The 20713-nt window shown below is 42.6% G+C and carries 23 protein-coding genes and 1 riboswitch; all 23 genes read right to left on the bottom strand.

Translation table 11 applies throughout. The features are described 5' to 3' along the window. Window position 1: 1 nt before the first annotated feature. The 23 genes from WC676_04525 to WC676_04415 all read right to left on the bottom strand — a co-directional run bounded on the left by WC676_04525 (window position 2) and on the right by WC676_04415 (window position 20713). A complete protein-coding gene (locus tag WC676_04525; protein ID MFA5059872.1) occupies window positions 2-763 on the bottom strand; it encodes a DUF3108 domain-containing protein in 762 nt (253 codons plus the stop codon). Then, window positions 753-1226: a hypothetical protein gene (locus tag WC676_04520; protein MFA5059871.1), complete on the bottom strand. Its 474-nt coding sequence runs from the start codon at window positions 1224-1226 to the stop codon at window positions 753-755. Before WC676_04520 ends, WC676_04525 begins: the two co-directional genes overlap by 11 nt. Continuing rightward, window positions 1223-2365, bottom strand: coding sequence for an ArgE/DapE family deacylase (locus WC676_04515; protein ID MFA5059870.1), 1143 nt, complete (start codon window positions 2363-2365; stop codon window positions 1223-1225). The genes WC676_04520 and WC676_04515 overlap by 4 nt, the downstream gene beginning before the upstream one ends. Beyond that, window positions 2362-2664 carry a hypothetical protein gene (locus WC676_04510; GenBank protein MFA5059869.1) on the bottom strand — a complete coding sequence of 101 codons (303 nt, stop codon included), beginning with the start codon at window positions 2662-2664 and terminating at the stop codon, window positions 2362-2364. Before WC676_04510 ends, WC676_04515 begins: the two co-directional genes overlap by 4 nt. Window positions 2665-2839: 175 nt before the next feature. Then, window positions 2840-2991: riboswitch (cyclic di-GMP riboswitch) on the bottom strand. Between the two features lie 91 nt (window positions 2992-3082). After that, the gene (locus WC676_04505) at window positions 3083-3754 is read right to left on the bottom strand and encodes a ribonuclease H-like domain-containing protein (protein ID MFA5059868.1); all 672 of its coding nucleotides are present in this window, start codon (window positions 3752-3754) and stop codon (window positions 3083-3085) included. A gap of 12 nt (window positions 3755-3766) precedes the next feature. Next, window positions 3767-4393 carry a phosphoribosylanthranilate isomerase gene (locus WC676_04500; protein MFA5059867.1) on the bottom strand — a complete coding sequence of 209 codons (627 nt, stop codon included), beginning with the start codon at window positions 4391-4393 and terminating at the stop codon, window positions 3767-3769. Further along, window positions 4383-5171, bottom strand: a complete 789-nt coding sequence (gene trpC, locus WC676_04495; protein ID MFA5059866.1) for an indole-3-glycerol phosphate synthase TrpC — start codon at window positions 5169-5171, stop codon at window positions 4383-4385. Before trpC ends, WC676_04500 begins: the two co-directional genes overlap by 11 nt. Next, complete coding sequence (gene trpD, locus WC676_04490) at window positions 5161-6177, bottom strand: anthranilate phosphoribosyltransferase (protein MFA5059865.1); 1017 nt, start codon at window positions 6175-6177, stop codon at window positions 5161-5163. The genes trpC and trpD overlap by 11 nt, the downstream gene beginning before the upstream one ends. After that, window positions 6174-6737: an aminodeoxychorismate/anthranilate synthase component II gene (locus tag WC676_04485; GenBank protein ID MFA5059864.1), complete on the bottom strand. Its 564-nt coding sequence runs from the start codon at window positions 6735-6737 to the stop codon at window positions 6174-6176. The genes trpD and WC676_04485 overlap by 4 nt, the downstream gene beginning before the upstream one ends. Before the next feature lie 12 nt (window positions 6738-6749). Next, a complete protein-coding gene (gene murA / locus WC676_04480) occupies window positions 6750-8012 on the bottom strand; it encodes a UDP-N-acetylglucosamine 1-carboxyvinyltransferase (protein MFA5059863.1) in 1263 nt (420 codons plus the stop codon). Next, the gene (gene prmC, locus WC676_04475; protein ID MFA5059862.1) at window positions 8005-8805 is read right to left on the bottom strand and encodes a peptide chain release factor N(5)-glutamine methyltransferase; all 801 of its coding nucleotides are present in this window, start codon (window positions 8803-8805) and stop codon (window positions 8005-8007) included. The genes murA and prmC overlap by 8 nt, the downstream gene beginning before the upstream one ends. Further along, window positions 8802-9866, bottom strand: coding sequence for a peptide chain release factor 1 (gene prfA / locus WC676_04470; GenBank protein MFA5059861.1), 1065 nt, complete (start codon window positions 9864-9866; stop codon window positions 8802-8804). The genes prmC and prfA overlap by 4 nt, the downstream gene beginning before the upstream one ends. A gap of 2 nt (window positions 9867-9868) precedes the next feature. Beyond that, window positions 9869-10072, bottom strand: a complete 204-nt coding sequence (gene rpmE / locus WC676_04465) for a 50S ribosomal protein L31 (protein MFA5059860.1) — start codon at window positions 10070-10072, stop codon at window positions 9869-9871. A 41-nt stretch (window positions 10073-10113) separates the two neighbouring features. After that, window positions 10114-11388: a transcription termination factor Rho gene (gene rho / locus WC676_04460; GenBank protein MFA5059859.1), complete on the bottom strand. Its 1275-nt coding sequence runs from the start codon at window positions 11386-11388 to the stop codon at window positions 10114-10116. A 14-nt stretch (window positions 11389-11402) separates the two neighbouring features. Continuing rightward, window positions 11403-12014: a dephospho-CoA kinase gene (gene coaE / locus WC676_04455; protein ID MFA5059858.1), complete on the bottom strand. Its 612-nt coding sequence runs from the start codon at window positions 12012-12014 to the stop codon at window positions 11403-11405. Then, entirely contained in the window at window positions 11996-13408 is a 1413-nt protein-coding gene (glgA, locus tag WC676_04450) for a glycogen synthase GlgA (GenBank protein ID MFA5059857.1), read from the bottom strand. The genes coaE and glgA overlap by 19 nt, the downstream gene beginning before the upstream one ends. Next, the gene (gene polA, locus WC676_04445; GenBank protein MFA5059856.1) at window positions 13405-15984 is read right to left on the bottom strand and encodes a DNA polymerase I; all 2580 of its coding nucleotides are present in this window, start codon (window positions 15982-15984) and stop codon (window positions 13405-13407) included. Before polA ends, glgA begins: the two co-directional genes overlap by 4 nt. A gap of 42 nt (window positions 15985-16026) precedes the next feature. Further along, complete coding sequence (locus WC676_04440; protein ID MFA5059855.1) at window positions 16027-16920, bottom strand: tetratricopeptide repeat protein; 894 nt, start codon at window positions 16918-16920, stop codon at window positions 16027-16029. Next, the gene (locus WC676_04435) at window positions 16917-18200 is read right to left on the bottom strand and encodes an FAD-dependent oxidoreductase (GenBank protein ID MFA5059854.1); all 1284 of its coding nucleotides are present in this window, start codon (window positions 18198-18200) and stop codon (window positions 16917-16919) included. Before WC676_04435 ends, WC676_04440 begins: the two co-directional genes overlap by 4 nt. After that, entirely contained in the window at window positions 18200-19063 is an 864-nt protein-coding gene (locus tag WC676_04430) for a bifunctional 5,10-methylenetetrahydrofolate dehydrogenase/5,10-methenyltetrahydrofolate cyclohydrolase (protein ID MFA5059853.1), read from the bottom strand. The genes WC676_04435 and WC676_04430 overlap by 1 nt, the downstream gene beginning before the upstream one ends. Next, window positions 19060-19545: a cyclodeaminase/cyclohydrolase family protein gene (locus WC676_04425; protein MFA5059852.1), complete on the bottom strand. Its 486-nt coding sequence runs from the start codon at window positions 19543-19545 to the stop codon at window positions 19060-19062. Before WC676_04425 ends, WC676_04430 begins: the two co-directional genes overlap by 4 nt. A 160-nt stretch (window positions 19546-19705) precedes the next feature. Beyond that, window positions 19706-20089 (bottom strand): YraN family protein, encoded by a 384-nt coding sequence (locus WC676_04420; GenBank protein ID MFA5059851.1) that lies wholly within the window; start codon window positions 20087-20089, stop codon window positions 19706-19708. Then, the gene (locus tag WC676_04415; protein MFA5059850.1) at window positions 20090-20713 is read right to left on the bottom strand and encodes a ribonuclease HII; all 624 of its coding nucleotides are present in this window, start codon (window positions 20711-20713) and stop codon (window positions 20090-20092) included.

Here is a 20713-nt window from a genome sequence, read left to right as displayed (position 1 = left end):
TTTATTTTCCGTCTTGATATGCGTTCATGATCATCGCTGTTGAACTGACCCCAACTGCCCCATTGATACGCAAAGGAACTTTTTTCTCACTTGTATCGATCCACACCTTATATTGCGCCGGATTTGTTTGGAGATAATAGCTACTGTACTCTTTCCCGGCTGCTTTAATCTTCGTTTCCTTCACTAGGTTTATAATAACATCCTTTGTGGGAAGCTTGACAGAAAATGATTCGCCAACTTGAAATTTTCCTGATTGCCGGTAACGATAAATAAAACAATAGATGTTATCAATAGCACCTTGTTTGCTGATCGTTTGTTCCGTCGTTTTTCCGCCCGCTTTCTTGATAATTCTGATAACACCATTTTTCTGATCATAGACCTCAGTGATCTTTTCTTTCTTCCCGAAAATATTCAAATCACGCTCAACAATCAAAGGATAAAAAGTTTCCGGATCGGAATATATCTTTTCCTCGTCAAAGAAATTAATGGCATTGGCCTTAAAAACAATCAGGAGAAAATCTTTGCCGTTAATTTTCTTGATCCCCTCAAAAGTAATCGTCGCTTCTCCGGCATTAATGCCAAGATTTTTTATGGAATACTTGATCGTTTCACCAGGAAGAAAAGGAGAAAATGTTTGTTGGCCTTGGTTGAATGCTTCTTTGTTTTTTTGATTTTGCGAGAAATGATCGGATTCAGATGAACAAGAAGTCATCGATCCAAGCAGAAAGAATAGAGCCGTTAAAAATATTTTACTATTTCTCATATGAGGTCTCGTTTGCGCAAACAAATCTTTTCAAAAACCGTTCCTTAAAGAAAACTTCCTGCGGAAAGCCAAACCTTGCGCGATAAAAAAAGAAATATGCCCAAGGATAAACTGCGTTAGTTATTTGATCAAGCAACAAATGAACGCTCATTCCAAGAACAATACCGGTTAAAACGGGAGAAAATTGAGAATAAAATACAATGCCCCATAATACCGCTAAAAACTCATAGGAGTGAAAAAAAAGATAAAGCTTTCCTCCTTTTTCATCGCGGGAACAAAAATCATCCAGCTCCTGAACACTAAAGCTGATTTTCTTAGTTCCTAAATAAAAATCCCAAAGATGATCCACGTCGATCAAAATACCGCTTAAAAAACACGCCACGGCACCCGCCCAGGATTTAAACAAAACCATAAAAACAACACTGGTAACACCCGAAGCAATCACATGTTTCGCCGGACTCATATTTGGTCATAGTCCTTTAAAAACTGTTCTAAGACTTGCGAGCCATGATACAGATCGTTCACCACCGCATATTCATCCGTGATATGCGCTGTGCCTTCCGCCGCAAAACCTGTTGCAATAGCCGGAATACCAAAACGCTTAAAGAACGAAATGACTGTTGCGCCTTCACTGCCAGTTAGTTGCGATTTAAATCCCATTTTCTTACAGGTAGCAGAAAAAGTTTTAACCAGGGAATGATCAGTATCAATCTCATAAGGATATTGAAGATCGTCGATGATGATCTTGAATTTCTTTGCCTCGGATCGAATGGTTTTCTTAAGAATATTTAAAACAGATTTTGGATCTGTGCCGGGTAAATAACGAAAATCTAAAGAAAATTCGCAGAAATCCGCGACCATATTGACTTTGTCTCCGCCTTTGATCGTCCCAACATTGACCGTCGGCGCGTGCAAAAGCGTATGTTTTTTAAAAGAAAACTTATGTTGTTTTATTTGATTGATTATGCGGCCGGCTTGTTCAATGGCATTAATACCGCGCCAGTTATAAGCGCCATGAGCTTTTTTCCCAAAAATCTGAACCCGGCAGTGGATAAGCCCTTTTTGCGCGATAATAGAATGAAATTCGTCGGAATCCATGATGAGTGCCGCTTTTGGCTTCAGGATCTTTTTAGCCAAAAGCGGCACAATGCCAAAATGGCTCCCCGTTTCCTCATCCGCCGTTGCGGCCATGATAATATCTTTCTGGAAAGAAACACCGTCTTCCATCAAGCTTCTTAAAACTTCCATGCAACAAGCTAAATTACCCTTATCATCGCTAGCCCCACGCCCATAAATTTTCCCTTGGTGGATTTTCCCGGAAAACGGACCAAATCGCCAACCCTTGCCCGCCGGAACCGTATCAATATGCGGCGAAAGCAAGATAGCTTGAGAGCTGGCGACTTTGCGGGGCAATTTGCCCCGCAAAGTCGCCACAATATTCGGCCGCTTCTTTTGGAATGTATATGTCTTAACATCCAGCCCTAAAGACAGCATATCTTTACGGATAAATTCGGCTATGTCCCATTCTCGTCCCGGAGGATTTTCAGAATTGATCCCGATCAGCTTTTGAGTTAATGCCGTTAATCTTTTTTTATTGATCATCTAAAGAAATCCTCAGCTTTTTGCGCTCCGGTAATTTTCTTATAATCATCAAAATCAATGACCGACAAAGCCAATGGAGGTTCGCTTAACCTTTGAACTTTAGGCATATTTTCTTTTATATTTCGGAAAGTAACATAACGAAAATCTGTTTGGCATTCAGGGCACTTGCTGCTATCAAGTTTTATCCCTACAGCCGCGCATTTCGAACAGCTGGCCGAAAGGTCTCCGCAGATCAATAGATGCCCCTTGACATCGTCGACATCAACGCGTTTAAAAACCCTTAAAAATTTGATATTCATTGGGCACAATTATACCATAACCTATTGCCTAGAAAATGATTTTTCACAACAAAAAGAATGCAGAAGAAAGATTAGCTTAAGGATGGCATAAAAATAAAAAACCCTCATTGAAGAGGGTTTTAAAAGGTGTTTAAAAAAGAAGCCGACAAAGATCGGGATATCGCTCCCGCGTCACTTCGGCAACCCAGCCACCATCTTGTCGTCAGCCATAAGCCGTACCCGGCTTTTGTCGCCCGCCAGCACCACCGCGAGCCTCTTTGAGCATCCGACACATTAGGTCTGTAGGCTTTGCGTCCCCGTCTTTCAACGGGTTTACCTTTATCGGCTTAATAAGAATATAGCATACTTTTCTAAACTCGACAAGGTGGCTACCCGCGCTCAAGAAAGGGCTTTCTATCGACGAGGCTGAAAAATAAAACTAAAACCTAAGGTTTTTTTCCCAATACTGATAAAGCTCTTTTGTTGCCTGAACATCACGAAAACAATAGCGCGCGATATCGTGATAACGCCCTTCTTTAAAGAGGTCTTTGACCTGAAGCCCGGTAATTCCCTCTTCTTTTGGGCTTTTAACGCCAAAAGCCTGGCACCACATATGTAGGCTGAATTTACGCCGCATCGCATCATAAAATGTCAGCTGATCGCTCAAGTCAATATGCTCTGTGTGGCTATAACGATACGGCATAAGATTTTTACCGGCACGAATACCGTTTATGGCCGAACGCAACATCACGAACGGACAATCAAAAACCCTTCCGTTGAACGTTATAAAATGCGTATATTTTCTTATTTGGACCCAGAAGTTATTAAGAATATCCTGTTCGGTACCCGCCAAATAAAGTGTTTCGCCCTCAACAAACTTCTCCGGCTTACCTGTCTTGTTCTGAAAATAGACAAATCCTTTTTGGGTTTCGGCGTCCAGCATGGCAATGGTAACAATTTGCGCGGTCAAAGGATAAAAGCTTAAGGAATTCTTGGCTTCTTCTTTTTTTTCGTCGGTTTCGGCGAATTTTAAGAAATACTCTTTTGACGTATCATCCAAGGTTTCAAAATCCTGCCCCACCGTTTCCACATCAAAGATCACTTTGCTCATAGCTTCTTTTCCTTAATTAAGAGAATTAACAATTTGAAAGAATTCTATCAACAATTTTCCGCTTTTCTTACCCGGCGTTTGCTCAACGCCGCTACTAACGTCAACCGCGTAAGGCTTGATCTCTCCAATGGCTTGCGCAACATTCTGGGGGTTTAAGCCACCCGACAAAATAACCGGCCGCGTAAATTTTTTATCCTTGATAATGTCCCAATTAAATGTCTTTCCCGTTCCGCCTTGAACATCTTCTTGGAAAGTGTCGAACAAATAACCTGATGTCTTAAATTGGCTTAAGCTACTAATATCGAAATCATTCCCGACACGAAACGCTTTTATGACGGAATGATCCCTAAAGCGCCCGCAATACTGCGGCGTTTCATTCCCGTGGAATTGCAAAGTTCGTAACGAACAAAACCGCGCGATATCTCTTACCGCGCCTTCTCTTAAGTTGGCAAAAACGCCGACTGGCGTGACGAACGGAGGAAGCGCCTCAATAATTCTTTTTGCCTTCGACGGAGAAATATAGCGCGGACTTTTCTTGTGAAAAACAAACCCCAGCGCCCAAGCGCCAAGTTCACACGCAAAAAGAGCATCCGACTCATTAGTTATGCCGCAAATCTTAACTTTAACTTTATTCGCCATGCATCACTTCCTTCACTTTAGCTGCTACATCCGCTTCGCGTAAGAATGTTTCTCCGATCAAAACCGCATGAGCCCCAAGTTTTTCTAAAACCTTTATTTCTTGATGAGCCTTGATCCCGCTTTCCGCCACAATAACCTTGTCTTTGGGGATTTGGGGAATAAGTTTCTCGCTGACCTTTAAATCCACTTCAAAGGTGCGCAAGTTTCGGTTGTTGACCCCGATAATTTCCGCTTTAGCTTTTAAAGCACGGTTTAGTTCTTTTTCATTGTGAATTTCGACTAAACAATCTAAATCCAGATCGGCCGCCACATTCATCAAGTTTCTTAGTTGTTTGTCGTCCAGGATGGCAACGATCAAAAGAATAGCGCTTGTTCCGAAATAAAACGCTTCATAGATTTGCACTTCATCAATGATGAAATCTTTCGTTAAGACCGGAACGCTTAAATTCTCGCTTACTTGGCGCAAATACGGAATTTTACCTAAGAAAAATTTATCTTCCGTTAAGATCGATAAGGCCGCCGCGCCATTTTTGACATAAACTTTTGCCAGTTGCAAGCAATCAAAATTAGGGCGGATAATTCCCTTGGAAGGCGAGGCTTTCTTTATTTCGGCGATCAAATTAACTTGCCCGGGCGCAGAAATAGCTTTCTTAAAAATACAATAACGGGATAGCTTTTCCTTCCTGATCTTATTTTTAAGAGTCTCATAGAATGCCTTCTTTTCTTTTAGAAGGCTTTGTTTATATTCAATGATCTGTTTTAAAAAGTCATTGGGCATAATGCGTAAATTCCTTTAAAGCCTCCAACTTGTCTAAAGCCTTCCCTGTATCGATCATATCCTCGGCTATTTTTATTCCATCGGGGATCGCCTTGACTTTTTCCGCGATATAAAGCGCGCAAGCCGCGTTAAAAACAACAATATCGCGTTTAGCGCTTTTTTTTCCTTTCAAAATCTCTAAAGCGATCCGAGAATTGGTCGACGCATCGCCGCCTCTTAAGTTTTCCAGGGAGGCAAGCGCTATTCCGCATTCTTTGGGGTCGATCGTATACGAACTAATATCTTTTCCGTTAAATTCACTGACAAATGTTTCACGTGTTGTGGTGACTTCATCTAATCCATCAGCGCCGTGGACCACCAATGCCTTCTTCAATCCCAAATTCTTGAGAACTTGCGCCATCGGCTCCGTCAGGTCATTTTGATAAACGCCCATCATCTGATGCGTCGCTTGAGCCGGATTTGTCAAAGGGCCTAAGACATTGAAGATCGTTTCAACGCCTAATTGTTTTCGTGCCGGTGCGGCGTGTTTCATAGCGGGATGAAGCTTCTGAGCGAATAAAAATACAATACCGATCTTATCTAAACAAGTGCTTAAGTTTTTTGATTCCGCGTCAAGATTAACACCTAAGGCTTCAAGAAGATCGGCGCTTCCGCATTTGCTGGAAACCGAGCGATTGCCGTGTTTCGCCACCGCTACCCCCGCGGCCGCCACAACGAAAGCAACGATCGTCGATATATTGAATGTTCGCAGGCGGTCTCCACCGGTGCCACAAGTATCCAAAATGACAGCGTGCTTACTTTGGACAGGGACCACAAACTGCCGCATGATCTTGGCGGCTCCGGTGATCTCATCAACCGTCGCGCCTTTATCACGCAGCGCCATTAGAAATAATGCGATATCATTTTGAGAAGCCTTTCCCGACATGATAGAGCGCATCACCTCTTCCATCTCTAAGGATGTAAGGTTCTGTTTTTTCTGAAGCTTATCAATGTAGTTATTCATCAAAGGGTAAGAAAATTTTTGAGTAAACCCAATCCTGACTTGGTTAAGATTGATTCAGGATGGAATTGAACGCCCCACAGCGGAAAATCTTTATGAACAACTCCCATAATTTCTTCGTCCTTTGTCCAAGCGGTCACAGTCAGGCACGACGGCAAACTTTTTTTCTCGATCACTAAGGAATGATAACGCGTTGCTTCAAAAGGATTATCTATTTTTGAGAAAATTCTTTTTTTATCATGATAGATCTGCGAGGTTTTTCCGTGCATCAATTTCTTGGCTTGAATGATTTTTCCGCCATAGGCGAAACCGATAGCCTGATGCCCCAAGCAAACACCCAAGATAGGGATTTTTCCGGATAATTCTTTGATGACAGCCACAGAAATTCCGGCATCCTCGGGGCGGCCTGGCCCGGGAGAAATAACAATGCGGTCGGGTTTAAGTTTCTTTATTTGTTCAACAGAAATTTTATCGTTGCGATAGACTTTTAGATCAGCGCCCAATTCACCCAAATATTGAACAAGGTTATATGTAAACGAATCGTAATTATCAATAACAAGGATCATTGTCTGCTCTTTTTATTCTTTTTCCCGGCGCACCTTGGCGCCAAGTTTTGTTAATTTCTCATCGATCAATTCATAGCCGCGGTCAAGATGATAGATGCGGCCGATCTCTGTTTTTCCCTCGGCCGCCAAACCGGCTAAAACTAAAGCCGCGGAAGCCCTTAAGTCAGAAGCCATAACTGGAGCACCGCGCAAACATGAAACTCCCTGAATAATAGCACTGCTACCCTCACGGCGGATATTCGCTCCCATACGAATAAGCTCGGCAATATGCATGAAGCGATCCGGATAAACTTTATCGGTAATAACACTTACTCCGGGGATCATCGCCATCAGCGCCATAAATTGCGCCTGCAGATCCGTTGGAAAACCAGGATGAGGATACGTTGAAAGGCTGACGGGCTTTATATCTTTACGATATTTTATCTTAATGGAATTATTTTCTTCAATGACATCAATTCCGGCAATGCGAAGCCGATCAACTAAAGCTAAAATATGATTGTAACAACCGTTTTTGATCACAATATTGCTTCTCGTTGCGGCAGCAAATAAAACAAATGTTCCGGTTTCAATGCGGTCGGGAATAATCTTATAATCCGTGCCATGAAGTTTCTTAACACCTGTGATCGAAATTTGAGGAGAGCCTTGTCCTTTTATTTTGGCGCCCATGGATGCAAGGAAGTTAGCCAGATCTTCAACTTCAGGCTCACAAGCCGCCGACTCAATAACCGTTGTTCCTTTGCCTAATGTTGCCGCCATCATGACATTGGCCGTCGCCAAAACTGATGAACCGAACGAACCACCCAAATAAATGCTTGTTCCCTTTAACTGATTCGCCTTGGCGGTCACATAGCCATTTTCAACGGTGATTTTCGCGCCTAAAGCCTCTAATCCTTTGATGTGAAGATCGACCGGGCGAACACCGATAATGCAACCTCCGGGTAAAGATACTTTGGCTTTCTTAAGTTTTGCGAGAATCGGCCCTAAAACACAAAATGACCCACGCATGGTAGAAACTAACTTGTAATCGGCGATGTACTGATGTTCTCCTTTGGAAGAAATGGTCACTTTATCGGCAGTAATATCCACATTCTTTCCTAAAGACCGTAGTAATCGCGCCATGGTTAAGGTATCACGCAACCTTGGCACATTGCGAATAATGCACGTGTCATCGGTCAAAAGTGTTGCCGCCATGATCGGTAAGGCTGAATTTTTTGCCCCGCTGATATTCACTTCGCCTTTTAAAGCCCTGCCGCCCTCAATGATAAGTTTATCCATAAATTTTTAGCTCCGCGATGATGATACGATCCGTATTGACATAATCTTTAATGAATTCTGTTACTTGAAAATTTTTATGCTGGGCAAAAATTTTTTCCAGAAAAAATTTTTGCCCATCTCCCATCTCCAGCGCTAAGAACCCGCCGGGATTTAAAAAACCCTGCGCGTGGGCGATAATTCTTCTATAAAACTCAAGCCCGTCTTCTCCACCGTCTAAGGCTATCACCGGTTCTCTTCGCACATCTGCCGGTAATCGGCCAATATCTTCTTTTTTGATATACGGCGGATTGGAAACAATGATATCAAATTTCTCGCTGATCGCCTCTTGCTCTAATCCTGAAAATAGATCACTTTGAGTAAAATTTATTTTATCACTAACGCCGTTAAGCTGCGCATTAACTTTTGCCAAATCTAAAGCGTCCAAAGAAATGTCAACAGCTGTCAAAAAAGCATTTGGAATATTTTTAGCCAAAGCAATGGCGATATTCCCGCTGCCAGTCCCAATATCAAGAATTCTTAAATCTCGCTTAAATGATCTTGATTTCTTTATCAGCGCTTCTACCAGCAATTCCGTTTCAGGACGAGGGATAAGAACACGCGCATCAACCAAAAGTTCTGTATTTAAAAATGTTGTTCGCCCTAAAATATACTGCAAAGGCTCGCCTGACTTCCGACGATCTTGAATTTTAGATAATTGTTCTTCCTGATTTTGCGTAAGATCCACATCCCTGGCGTACAGATCAACGCGGCGGCACTTTAAAAGATCGATTAGAATAAGTTCTTGCTCCGTCATTTGCTTTGCACCTGAAGCTCTGCTTCCGCTTTTAAAAGCGCATCCGTAAGCTCGTCCATGTTGCCGTCTAAAACATTCACCAATTGATGCGTGGTAAATCCAATGCGATGGTCCGTAATTCTTCGGTCGGGAAAGTTATAGGTACGAATTTTCTCACTTCTATCACCCGTGCCAATTTGTGACTTTCTTTCTTTCGAAGCCTTATTCAAAGCATCCAATTGCATTTTATCCAAAATACGCGCGCGTAAAACACGCATAGCCTTGATACGGTTTTTTAGCTGAGAACGCTCATCCTGACAAATAACAACTGTTCCAGTCGGTAAATGTGTAAGCCGAACAGCCGAATCCGTCGTATTAACGCTCTGCCCGCCCGGCCCCGAAGAACGAAAGATATCGATCCTCAGATCCTTTGGATCAATGGTCAATTCTACTTCTTCCGGCTCAAACAAAACCGCAACTGTCGCCGCCGAAGTATGAATTCGCCCTGAAGCCTCCGTCGCCGGAACGCGTTGAACACGATGAGCTCCGCTTTCCCATTTAAGACGACGGGAAGCTTCCCGTCCGCTAACGCCAAAAACAACTTCTTTAAACCCACCAGCCTCCGCAGGATGGCTGTTCATCAAGTCTACTTTCCAGCCCTTCGTTACCGCGTATTTGGTGTACATCCGATAAAGATCTCCGGCAAAGAGACTAGCTTCGGCTCCGCCTGTTCCGGCGCGGATCTCAATGATAATATCAAGATCCTTTTCTTTTTTAACCGGGTTAAGCAGCTCGGTTATTTTACTCTCTAGTTCTGCTTTGCGGTTGGAGAGATCTTCCAATTCAGTTTTCGCCAACTGCTCAAAATCCTTATCGTGTTTTTCTTTGAGCAATTCTTTAAGTTCATCAATGTGCGCAATAACTTTACGGTGAGCACGAAAAGCTGTGACAACCGGCGTAATATCCGAAAGTTCCTTAGCGAACTTCTGATATTGCCCCTGGTCCGAAATGATCTTCGGGTCAGAAAGCAATCCCTCTAATTCTTCGAGGCGCTTCTCGACTGTCGCAAGCTTGCTTAACATGCTTAGCCTTTCTTGCCATAACGCTTCGCAAAACGGTCAATGCGTCCGGCGCTATCAACGAACTTTTTCGCTCCGGTAAAAAAGGGATGGCATTTGGAACAAATTTCAACGCGGATATTTTTCCGTGTTGAGCGCGTATGAATAACTTCCCCGCACGCGCAGGTAATGGTTGTTTCCTCATATGAGGGATGGATCTTGTCTTTCATTTCTCTTCTCTCCTTTTGTGTCTTATTAAATTATTGATCAATTATCCTTTGTTCATGTTCTTTAAAAACTCTGCGTTCGATTTAGACTTACTGAGCTTTTCGATCAAAAGCTCCATCGCCTCGGCCGAATTAAGATCGTTAAGGACTTTGCGTAAAAGCCAAATTCTTTGCAATTCATCCTTTTCGATCAACAATTCTTCGTGGCGGGTATTGGAACGGCGAATATCAATAGCCGGATAGATGCGGCGCTGAAAAAGCGACCGATCGAGCTGCAATTCCATATTACCGGTTCCTTTGAATTCCTCAAAAATAACTTCATCCATACGGCTTCCGGTATCAACCAAAGCGGTGGCAATGATCGTCAAACTCCCACCCTCTTCCACGCCGCGCGCGGCGCCAAAAAATCTTTTTGGTTTATGAAGCGCGTTGGAGTCAACACCGCCGGAAAGGATCTTTCCGCTATGAGGAACCACCGTATTATATGCGCGGGCCAACCGAGTAATGCTATCGAGCAAAATAACCACGTCACGCTTATGCTCCACCAGGCGTTTGGCTTTTTCCAGAACAATTTCGGCAATTTGAACATGACGCTCGGCAGGTTCATCAAAAGTGGAAGAAATAACTTCACCTTTGACACCGCGCTGCATGTCGGTCACCTCTTCGGGACGCTCATCGATCAAAAGAACGAGCAAAATAGTATCCGGATGATTGGTGGTGATCGCGTTGGCAATTTTTTGCAACAGAACCGTTTTGCCGCTATACGGAGGAGCAACGATCAAAGCGCGCTGGCCTTTGCCTAAGGGGGTAAGCAAATCCATAACGCGCGTTGAAATTTCTTCGTTGTTCGTTTCCAGAAGAATTCGTTGATTGGGATAAAGCGGCGTTAAATTGTCGAAAAGGATCTTGTCTTTGCACTTTTCCGGATTTTCGAAATTGACCGCTTCAACCTTTAAAAGAGCAAAATACTTTTCACCTTCTTTGGGCGGACGAATTTGGCCGCTGACACTATCGCCGGTTTTCAAGTCAAACTTTCGGATCTGAGATGGAGAAATATAAATATCATCCGGGCACGGCAGATAATTATAATTAGCACTACGCAAAAACCCGAACCCTTCAGGCAAGATTTCCAAAGTCCCTTCGCCAAACATCAATCCTTCTTTTTCGGCCTGGCCTTGCAGGATCTTAAAAATAAGATCCTGCTTCTTTATTCCGCTTAAGCCATTGACATTCATGTCTTTGGCTATTTTGTTAAGCTCGGACATTTTCATGTCCTTAAGCTTCGTAATGTCCAACTGCTCAACTATCTTATCTTCCATGCTTTGTTTCCCCCTTAGTTTTGACTTGTCTGGCTTTTGCGCAATCTTGCCCAGATCGCACTAACTTGCCTTCTTGTCTCGGTTAAACTTTTATTGTTATCAATAACAATATCGGCTAATTTTATCTTTTCGCTTAACGGCATTTGAGATTTGATCCTTTGAACGGCTTGCTGCGAGGCAATATTTTTTCCTTTAACCGCCCGCTCAACTTGCTTTTTTTGTCCTGCTTTGACCACAATAAGAAAATCAACCCATTTATGTAAACCAGCCTCGATCAAAAGCGGAACATCTAAAACAAGCACGCCGGATTTCTTGCTTTTTTTTAATTGAGTAACTTGCGCTCTGATCTCTTTTACAACAACCGGATGAATGATCGATACAAGCTTTTTTAACTTTTTAGGATCTTCAAAAACAATATCCGCTAACTTCTTTCGATCAATGCGTTTGCCGTCTAAGATTTCTTTCCCAAAATATCTTACAATGGAAAGAAAACATTGCCTGTTTGAATCAAGGGCCTGATGCGCCATTTGGTCGGCATCAAGAATTTTTGCGCCATACCTTTTGAACATTTTCGCAACCGTTGTTTTTCCGGTCGCCAAACTTCCTGTTATACCGACGATGAGCATTGTTTATAGATCTTCTCATATTCTGCCGCGGATTTTCCCCAGGAGAAATCATAATCAAAAGCTTTTCGAACCAAACGTTTAAAAACATCCGCTTGACGATATGTATCAACGGCTAATTTAACAGTTTTTACCAAATCAACCTTTTCATACCTCTCAAAAGCAAAACCATTTCCCTGGCCGCTTACCGGATCAAAAGGAATGATCGTCTCCGCTAACCCGCCGGCTTTGAAAACCAGAGGAATTGTTCCGTATTTAAGGCTGATCATCTGGCTTAATCCGCAAGGCTCATAGACCGAAGGCATCAAGAAAATATCAGCTCCGGCATAGATCTTGTGCGAAAGTGTTTCGTCAAACTTTAGAACGGAGGAAATTTTTCGAGGATATTTTTCCGACATCTTCTCCAGCATTTTGTAGTATTTTTCCTCGCCAACGCCTAAGAAAACGATCTGCAGATCAAATTTCGCAATAGCATCAATGGACCTATAAAGAAGATCGATGCCTTTTTGCGCCGAAAGACGACCCACAAAACCAAATAAAGGAATATTGCGGTCAACCTTAAGTTTGAATTCTTGCTGCACTTTGCTCTTATTGGCATATTTGTCTTCCCATGTCGCGGCCGAATAGCGCTTAGCGATCAGAGAATCTGTCTGCGGGTTCCAGGCATCATAATCTATGCCGTTTAAAATACCGGTAACCGGAAAAGGACGACTGCCTAAAACCCCGTTTAAACCACAGCCAAATTCATCTGTTTGAATTTCTTTGGCGTATTGCTGGCTAACAGTGGTCACCAAGTCGCTGAATAGAATTCCCCCTTTTAAAAGGTTGATGTAGTCATAAAATTCAAAACCTTCAATGCTGAATAATTTTTCATTAAGTTCCAACGAATCAAATTCCTCTTTATCAAAAATACCCTGGTAAGCCAAATTATGGATCGTTAAAATAGATTTCGTCTTCTTATAAAACGCGTCATTCGCGTAAATTGATTTTAAATAAACCGGGATAAGCGCCGCCTGCCAATCATGGCAATGAATAACATCCGGCCTTAGATTAAGTTGCTTGGCAGCGTTCAAGGACGCTTTACAAAAATAAGAAAAACGGTCTAAATTATCCACATAATCGCCCCACTTATCTCCGTAAATTCCGTCGCGGTCATAAAGGGCGTCGTTCTCAATAAAGTAAACTTTGATATTTTTGCCGATCGTTGCCGTTGAAATATCCTTATTGAGCCGCTCGATAGCAAATCTCTTTACATCAACGCATCGATACCGAGGCAAAATGATGCTGACATCAATTCCCCGCTTTTCCAAAGCCAACGGCAAAGCTCCGCAAACTTCTCCTAGCCCACCCGTTTGCGCAAAGGGTGCCACTTCCGCTGAACAAAAAAGTATTTTCATATTTCTTGCATGTCCAACCAGTTTCGTCCGATCTTAACGCTTGCCTTTAAAGGAACAGACAACGATAAGGCATGTTCCATTTTATCTCTGATCATCACCGTCAACGCTTCGCGCTCTTTTTCGACAACATCAAAGACAAGCTCGTCGTGGACCGTAATGATCATTTTTGACTCCGAACAATTCTTTTCAAGCTCATTTTGAATATTGATCATGGCAAGCTTGAGCAGATCCGCCGCCGAACCTTGAACCGGTGTATTGATCGCCTGTCTCTGAGCAAATTGCTTGATATTGGCATTATCGCTGTGAATTTCCGGCAAATACCGGCGCCGATTAAGCAAAGTCAGGACAAACCCATTTTTCTCACACTTCTTTATTTCGTCATCCATAAATTGCTTAACAGCCGGATAACGGTCGAAATACTTATCAATAAAATCCTGCGCCTGTGTTTGAGAAATTTTTAAGTCTTTGGCTAAGCCAAACGCGCTGATTCCGTAAATGATCCCAAAATTAACCCTCTTGGCGGTATTGCGCATCTCAGAGGTGACTGCAGATTCTTTCACGTCAAAAATAAGCGCCGCGGTATAAGCGTGGATATCCTGATCGCTTTTAAATGCCTTAAAAAGATTTTTATCCTGAGAAAGATGAGCTAAGATCCTTAATTCGATCTGCGAATAATCGGCCGAAACAATGATGCGGTCTTTTTGAGATGCCACAAAAGCTTTACGGATCTTTCGCCCTAGCTCTGTGCGAATAGGGATATTTTGCAAATTCGGATTATTGGAGCTTAATCGCCCTGTTTCTGTCCCGGCCTGATTAAACGAAGCATGAACACGTCCGGTTTTGCGGTTGATCAATTTTGGCAAAGCGTCAATATAGGTTGACTTTAATTTTGCTAATTGACGGTATTCTAAAATAAGCGCCGGAAGCGGATGTTTTTCGGCTAATTTCGCCAAAACACCTTCATCGGTTGAAAATCCTGTTTTTGTTTTCTTAACAACGGGTAATTTTAATTTCTCAAAGAGGATCTGAGCTAACTGCTTAGGAGAATTTAAATTAAATTCTACCCCGGCCATTTCAAACAACTTGACCGTTAATTCCTGGATCTTGGCATCACCATCTTTGGAAAGCTCACCTAATAAGGCTTCGTCAATGCACACACCCTGCTCTTCCATCTTAAACAAAACATACGCCAAAGGAATTTCGATCTCTTGAAATAATTTTAAAAGCGATTTTGATACCAATTCTTCTTTTAAGACCGGAAATATCTTTAAAATAGCTTCTGTTTTCTTTGCCAAATTCCCATCGGAAGAAATGGTCGTTTTAAGATAATTCCACGATAGCGTTGCGATATCAAACGAGGTTTGCGCCGGAGCTAATAAATATCCGGCCAGCATACAATCAAAGATCTCGCCATGGATAGAAATATCGTGCCTGGATAAAAACTTCATAGCCTCTTTGACATCATGAGTAATTTTAACAATATCCGGACTTTCAAAAACAGCCTTCGCTTCACCAATTTTATCTTCCGAAATAAAGAATAACTCTTTACCAATGGCGGCCATTAAACCGGGAAACAAAATATCCTGAGATTCTTCGGGGCGGTCTAAAAGAAAGACGATATCACCTTTTTTTTGAGCCTTTGAATAAAAATTCTCAAAATCGCTAGAGCTTGCCAGATTTTTGGGCTTGGCGGCCTTTTCTTCTTTCCCCGTTGTCAAAACTTCTCCGGAAATTTCTTCGGCAAACTTTCTAAATTCTAATTTTTGAAAAAGTTCAAAAAGCTTGCGCGTGTCAGGCTCGGGCACTTTCAAAGACTTAAGATCGAACCGAATAGGAACCTTGCGGTCAAGCATCGCTAATTCTTTACTAAAGACCGCCTGCTCTCTTTGCGCCATAAGCTTTTCTTTAACTTTTGATGATTCAATTCTGTCCACGTTCGCTAAGATATCCTCTAAGCTGCCGAACTGATTGATCAATTGCCGCGCCGTCACTTCGCCGATCCCGACAACACCGGGAATATTGTCGCTTTGATCACCGGCCAAGGCAATGTAGTCGACGATTTTTTCGGGATCAATGCCAAAAGCATCTTTTAATTCTTCATAACTGCTGACTTCGTCTTTACGGACATTAAAGATCTTCACGTTTTTTTCTGCCAGCTGGATCATATCTTTATCACCACTCACGATCACAATGTCTAGATTGTCCTTTTTAACCTTTTCGGTGATCGTCGCGATAAGGTCATCGGCTTCAAAACCTTCAAGCTCAAACATCGGGAGGTTGAAAGCGGAAACAAGATCTTTAATGATCGGTATCTGGCTGATTAAGCTATCCGGCATGGCTGGCCGATGAATTTTATACTCCGCAAATTTTTCCTGACGATGTGTTTTTTTACCGACATCAAAACATACAGCCATATATTCCGGCTTATGCTGACGCAAGATCTTCTTTAGAATATTGGTGAACCCAAAGACGGCATTAGTCGCTTGGCCATAGCTAGTTGATAAATTTTTAACAGCAAAATACGCTCGGTAGCATAAACCGTGGGCATCGATCAGGAATAATTTAGAATTCGGCATGTTTTAAGTCTTAAGGAATATTGGTCAGGCCCATTGATTGATTTATTCAGATACTTGAACAGGTTCGTTCGGGATCAAGGTGAGTATATAACGAAATTCAACAAGGGCGGAAGCCGTATCTCCCATATCTAATGATTTCATGGCTAGGCCGTAGTGCTGCGCAATCTCTTCCTGGGCCATGCGAAGCATGGCCCGCTTCTTTGCTTTAATAATTTTGGGATTTTCCGGAGTAAATGAGAGCGCCTTATTGTACTGTTCAACTGCTTCCCTGTATTTCTTTTTCAGCTCAAGCTTTTGAGCCGCTTGAACACATTTCTGGGATTGTTCAACATTGTTATAGAAATCTTTCCGTGACTTTTCAATGAGCTTTTGGCTTAGTTCGACTGCCTCTTGCTGCAATAACCACTTTTTTACGACGGGAAAATCTTCCCCGACCGACAACAGATCGTCTTTGGCCCTTTGCGTCCAAGGGTCATCCGCATCGCCCAGCTCAATACGCTGTTTAAAAAATTCTATGGCCCGAGGAATATTGTCTTGCCTGGCATAAAAGTACGCTAAATTCGAATAAGCCGGCAAATAATCCGGATCAACCGCAATAGCCCTTAAGTAATTTTCTTCGGCTTTCTCAGGCATCCCCAATTTTTCATAACAAATCGCGACATCATTGAGGATAGCAGGATTTTCTTCACTTAAAGAAGCAGCCTTAATATAAAAAGATAAGGCATCTTGCAGATTACCTTTTTGCTGAGCTTCGTAGCCTTTGAGGTGATATTCCCTAGCTGAGCTTTCCTTGGATCCCGCAAAGACAACAGACTGAAAGGCAAAAAACACAAAGAAGAAGATGAGGAATGACTTGAAGATTCGAGTAATTGTTGCAAACTCCTTCTGGTAGTGAAGATAATATACAAAGGGCTGTTTGGCAAGTAAAATTTTCATAGGCTTTCTGGTTTTTGATCGGTTTGGGTAGCAGCAAAAGTTTCCTGTTCAGGCTGCGCGCAAGCGCGTTTTTCCTGTGACAAGCTAACAATGTGTTCATAACTATTCTGATCATTAAAGATCTGTTCTTCCGATCCGGAAATATCGATTTTTTCCTGGATCAAGCGGACAATTTTTTCTTGAGATAAGGCTGTGTTGATCAAAACTGCTCCGACTAAAATATTTTGCGAAGAAAATATTTGGGCAAAGCTTCCCATCGCTTCATTGTGAACCGTAAATTTCTGCGTGTCCGCTGATGACCGTGTCGTTCCAATAAAGGCAACCGGACATCCCAAAAGGTCAAATACCTCTGTTCTTAATAACGGCTTGGCCGATATTTCCTGATCGCTTATTTTTTGCGCGATCATACGCCCCTGCTCCTCCAAGGGCAATGCCGATGCCTCAGATTCACAAACCGTATCTGCCGCAAAAACATTTTCCAGATTTGTTTGGAACTCACCATTAGTTAAAATTCCATTTTGGATTTGCAACACTGACTCGGCAAACAAACGCAGATCTGTTTTTGTATTTCCGATAATAGCGATCTGGCAAGCCAAGACTTTTCCGGTTTTAAGGCGAACGGCTTTTACTTCACCTTCTCCTAAGATCTCCTGAATTTTATTTTCTTTAATGATCCTGACATTATTTTTCTCTAATTGCTGAGCTAAAACCCGCGAAGCCTCCTCCTCGACCATAGACGCGAGAATATCATTGGAAGAAACGACAAAAATAACTTCTTTGCCCCTTTTCGCGAAAGCTAAAGCAGTTTGAACTGCCCAGATACTATCATCCTCGATAGCTACCGATTCGACCAGTGGTAACAGATCGACCACATCCTTAACAGCATCGAGATTGCGTAAACTAAAAACACCCGCTTTATTCACTCCCTTAATTTCCGGAAAGCGAATTCCGAGATCCGCTATGATCAGGATATCAAAGTCAAATTGCTCTTTTTCTTCCGTAACAACACGCTTACGCTTAAAATCAACGCGGATCACTTTTTTCCCGAAGACAAGCTGAACCTTATTCTGCTCGTAAAAATTCTTCGCTTTAAAAAGTACCTGGTCTTCCTTGATCTCCTTAGCCAAAAATGCCGCAAACAATTCGCGCTTCGCCGCTAAAGAGTTTCCGGACGAAATAACCGTAACGGAGCTTTCGGTATCCACCGCTCTTAATCGTTCAATGAACGCCGCACCGGCTACCGACTGCCCTAAAATAAGGATTTTTTTTATTTCTGCCATTAAATTCCCATTTGAGCTTTAAAAGCCTCTAAAGTATTTTTCATGATGATCACCGCGGTTACAGGCCCAACGCCTCCGGGAACAGGCGTAATGAACGCAGCCTTCCCAGCAGCCGCTTCAAATTCAACATCGCCTACTATTTTTCCGTCAATCTTATTAATGCCGACATCGATAACGATAGCACCTTTTTTGATCCATTCGCCTTTAACAAATCCCGGCTTTCCGACAGCCGCTACAACAATGTCAGCTCGTTTTACATGGGCTTCTAATGTGCCGGCCTGGCTCGTTCCGGTATGGCAAATGGTAACGGTCGCCGATTCAGCCAGTAATAATAAACTTAGCGGTTTGCCAACAATCTCACTTCGCCCGACGATAACGGCTTCCTTGCCGCGTAAAGCAACGCCCGTTGAGCGGATATGCTCCATGGCCGCGGCCGCCGTACACGGGATGATCTTCGTTGTCCCTAAAACTAATTTTCCGATATTGGCAACACCCATCCCTTCAACATCTTTAACGGGATCAATGCCATTAACAGCCGCTGAATAATTGATCTGCGCAGGAACAGGCTTATGAAGCATGATCCCGTGGATCGCTTTATCCTGATTAAGTTTTTGTATCTGAATTTCTAATTCTTTTTGGGAAGAATTGGCGGCAACATTGATCATCCGATATTGAATACCGACGGATTCAGCCGCATTCTTCTGAGAATTGGCATACGCTAAAGAAGCCGGATCATCCGTCAAAAGGATATTAGCGATACAAGGCGCTGTTCCTGTCTTTTTTTTGAGCGTTTCAATTTCCTGTTTTAACGATTGCTTTAAGTTGGCGGCGAGAAGCTTTCCGTCTAAAAGCTTGGCGCTCATTGATTGACCTCAACATTGATAATGGCGGAATTAAAAGCGGCCAAGAGCATTTCGGTGGCAACTTGGATGTCGCTGACTAAATAACGATTGCCTTTTTCCACTAAAAATGGCGTGAGCAAAATCGCCTCATAACATAAACGGCAAACTTCAGCCGGAACCCCCGCGGCTTTCTTAAGAGCGGCTTTTTTAATTTGAGGGCTCGCATGACGGGTTTTCACAACCTTTAAATACGCCTGCGCATCTAGGTCAACTAATTCCATCAATCGTAAGCGAATAGATTCGCTCTTTTTCAAAATATCCTTGATCTTACGTTCAACGTCTTTGGGCTTGTTTCTTCCGATAGAGTAATTCGCTACCATCGAGATAAGCGCCGCCCCTAATGAGCCGACGAGCGCAGCAGCCGAACCGCCGCCCGGAACAGGAACCTTTAAGGAAAGCTGTTTTAGATACTCTTGCAGTGTGTGATTTTTGAACTTTTTCATGAAAGGTAAACTAAAAGATGAGAACTTAACCTTTAAATTTTCCGGAAGGATTGGTTTTAAAACTTATTTTTAGGCAACAACAGTATCTAACCTACGATTAATCATAACCTTAAGAAAAATATTTTTCAACATCTTCTTACATTTTTTTACCCAAATTTCGCTAGTAAGAATAACCGCCGGACAGCTCAAAAGCATCTTTAACTAAGGTAAGCTCATCGTCCCCATTTTGGTTTTTAGAAACCGCCACCACGTCAAAACGTGCTTGTTGGTCCATCATATCTTTATTTTTAAGATAAATGAGCGCCAAACGCGAAAGTTTCAGCTGTTTTTTCTTTGTAACGGCTTCTAAGGGCGAACCTTGTTGCTTTGTTCGCCGCATTTTCACTTCCACAAAACAGATGGTTCGCCCGTCTTTGGCAATAATATCAATTTCCCCTAGTCGTGTTTTAAAGTTTTTTTCTAAAATACGATAGCCGCTTTTGACCAAGAATTGAGCGGCAACATCTTCCCCGTAACGTCCTCGGGCAATCGTTTGAAAACTCATTTATAAATGTTTAAATGTTTTTCGATGAATTCTAGATAGCCCAAATTGCTGGATTGCCAGCCGATGAGCCTGAGTCGGATAACCTTTATGCTTTTTAAATCCATATTGAGGAAAAATGCGGTCATAAATATTCAAGATCCTGTCTCGGGTGACTTTGGCAATAATAGAAGCCGCGGCGATCGAGCAGCTCAAACTATCTCCGCCGACGATCGGCTGGTACGCATAAGGCAGATCCGAATCAAAAGAATTTCCGTCTATCAAGAGAAAAACCTTTTGCTCAAAGTCTTTTCGTAAGGTTTCGGTTTTCGGCAGTTTTTCAATAAGCTGGGAAACAGCGATCGACATGGCCTGATGAGACGCGCGCAAGATATTAAGCGAATCAACGATCCCCTCGTTAAGGATCCCCACACCAACGTAGGCATTATTGCGAATTTCCACAAATGCCTTTTCACGCTGAGAAGCGCTTAATTTCTTTGAATCGCGAATTTTATTTTGGAATTCTTGTGTTTTTAGAAGAACAGCGGCAGCTACGACCGGACCGGCCAGAGGGCCTCGCCCGGCTTCGTCAATACCAACGATAAACTCAAACCCGTTTTCTTTAGCTTTGTTTTCGTGATAGAACAT

Source organism: Candidatus Omnitrophota bacterium (assembly GCA_041649175.1).
Taxonomy (GTDB): Bacteria; Omnitrophota; Gorgyraeia; order Zapsychrales; family JBAZNR01; genus JBAZNR01.
This window is presented reverse-complemented; position numbering and strand designations above follow the sequence as displayed.

Excerpts from the sequence above, each read along its gene's own strand:
- WC676_04525 (MFA5059872.1), bottom strand. The coding sequence starts at position 763 with ATGAGAAATAGTAAAATATTTTTAACGGCTCTATTCTTTCTGCTTGGA.
- WC676_04520 (MFA5059871.1), bottom strand. The coding sequence starts at position 1,226 with ATGAGTCCGGCGAAACATGTGATTGCTTCGGGTGTTACCAGTGTTGTT.
- WC676_04515 (MFA5059870.1), bottom strand. The coding sequence starts at position 2,365 with ATGATCAATAAAAAAAGATTAACGGCATTAACTCAAAAGCTGATCGGG.
- WC676_04510 (MFA5059869.1), bottom strand. The coding sequence starts at position 2,664 with ATGAATATCAAATTTTTAAGGGTTTTTAAACGCGTTGATGTCGACGAT.
- WC676_04505 (MFA5059868.1), bottom strand. The coding sequence starts at position 3,754 with ATGAGCAAAGTGATCTTTGATGTGGAAACGGTGGGGCAGGATTTTGAA.
- WC676_04500 (MFA5059867.1), bottom strand. The coding sequence starts at position 4,393 with ATGGCGAATAAAGTTAAAGTTAAGATTTGCGGCATAACTAATGAGTCG.
- trpC (MFA5059866.1), bottom strand. The coding sequence starts at position 5,171 with ATGCCCAATGACTTTTTAAAACAGATCATTGAATATAAACAAAGCCTT.
- WC676_04485 (MFA5059864.1), bottom strand. The coding sequence starts at position 6,737 with ATGATCCTTGTTATTGATAATTACGATTCGTTTACATATAACCTTGTT.
- murA (MFA5059863.1), bottom strand. The coding sequence starts at position 8,012 with ATGGATAAACTTATCATTGAGGGCGGCAGGGCTTTAAAAGGCGAAGTG.
- prmC (MFA5059862.1), bottom strand. The coding sequence starts at position 8,805 with ATGACGGAGCAAGAACTTATTCTAATCGATCTTTTAAAGTGCCGCCGC.
- prfA (MFA5059861.1), bottom strand. The coding sequence starts at position 9,866 with ATGTTAAGCAAGCTTGCGACAGTCGAGAAGCGCCTCGAAGAATTAGAG.
- rpmE (MFA5059860.1), bottom strand. The coding sequence starts at position 10,072 with ATGAAAGACAAGATCCATCCCTCATATGAGGAAACAACCATTACCTGC.
- rho (MFA5059859.1), bottom strand. The coding sequence starts at position 11,388 with ATGGAAGATAAGATAGTTGAGCAGTTGGACATTACGAAGCTTAAGGAC.
- coaE (MFA5059858.1), bottom strand. The coding sequence starts at position 12,014 with ATGCTCATCGTCGGTATAACAGGAAGTTTGGCGACCGGAAAAACAACG.
- glgA (MFA5059857.1), bottom strand. The coding sequence starts at position 13,408 with ATGAAAATACTTTTTTGTTCAGCGGAAGTGGCACCCTTTGCGCAAACG.
- polA (MFA5059856.1), bottom strand. The coding sequence starts at position 15,984 with ATGCCGAATTCTAAATTATTCCTGATCGATGCCCACGGTTTATGCTAC.
- WC676_04440 (MFA5059855.1), bottom strand. The coding sequence starts at position 16,920 with ATGAAAATTTTACTTGCCAAACAGCCCTTTGTATATTATCTTCACTAC.
- WC676_04435 (MFA5059854.1), bottom strand. The coding sequence starts at position 18,200 with ATGGCAGAAATAAAAAAAATCCTTATTTTAGGGCAGTCGGTAGCCGGT.
- WC676_04430 (MFA5059853.1), bottom strand. The coding sequence starts at position 19,063 with ATGAGCGCCAAGCTTTTAGACGGAAAGCTTCTCGCCGCCAACTTAAAG.
- WC676_04425 (MFA5059852.1), bottom strand. The coding sequence starts at position 19,545 with ATGAAAAAGTTCAAAAATCACACACTGCAAGAGTATCTAAAACAGCTT.
- WC676_04420 (MFA5059851.1), bottom strand. The coding sequence starts at position 20,089 with ATGAGTTTTCAAACGATTGCCCGAGGACGTTACGGGGAAGATGTTGCC.
- WC676_04415 (MFA5059850.1), bottom strand. The coding sequence starts at position 20,713 with ATGTTCTATCACGAAAACAAAGCTAAAGAAAACGGGTTTGAGTTTATC.